The organism is Xanthomonas arboricola pv. populi (assembly GCF_002939945.1).
Lineage (GTDB): Bacteria > Pseudomonadota > Gammaproteobacteria > Xanthomonadales > Xanthomonadaceae > Xanthomonas > Xanthomonas arboricola_A.
The window spans coordinates 1-543 of the sequence record NZ_MDEB01000025.1; the positions used below are offsets into that span (position 1 = coordinate 1).

Here is a 543-nt window from a genome sequence, read left to right on the forward strand (position 1 = left end):
GTACGTCACCACCACGGCCACGACCACCATGATGATCATCCCCAACGTGCCGCAGCCACTTTCCGGCGGCTTGGGGATGTACGGCAGCGATGGCGTCGTCGAGCCGATCGCCTCGCTGGCGTTGAACGGCTTGAACGTATTGGCGTCGTTGGTATTGGCCTTGACGTCCGGCACGTTCAACGTCGCACCGGCCACCAGGCCGCTGTCGTCGTCGATGGCGTTGGCTTCGGCCAGCACGTACCACAGGTTGCTGTTGCCGTAGAGGCGTTGCGCCAGCCCGCGCAGCGTGTCGCCGGCCTGCACTGTCACCTTGTAGGTGCCCACGTCGGTGCTGGCGTAGGCGTTCATCTGCCCCAGCACGTCGGTCTTGCCATCGAAGCGGCCGGCCGCGACGTACTGGCCGTTGGCGAACGCGTACTGCTCGGTGCGCAGGCGCTCGGCATCGTCCTGCTCGAACACACCGTTCTTGAACGTGCCCTCGGTGCGGCGCAGGATGTTGCCCTCCGCATCCATCGTGAAATACCGCAGCCGGTCATCGACCTT

Annotated in this window: 1 protein-coding gene; it reads right to left on the minus strand. The window is 65.0% G+C overall.

Annotation, left to right across the window (positions count from 1 at the left end):
• The coding region (locus XaplCFBP3123_RS21795; RefSeq protein ID WP_253254282.1) for a LysM peptidoglycan-binding domain-containing protein at window positions 1-543 on the minus strand (543 nt) is incomplete at both ends.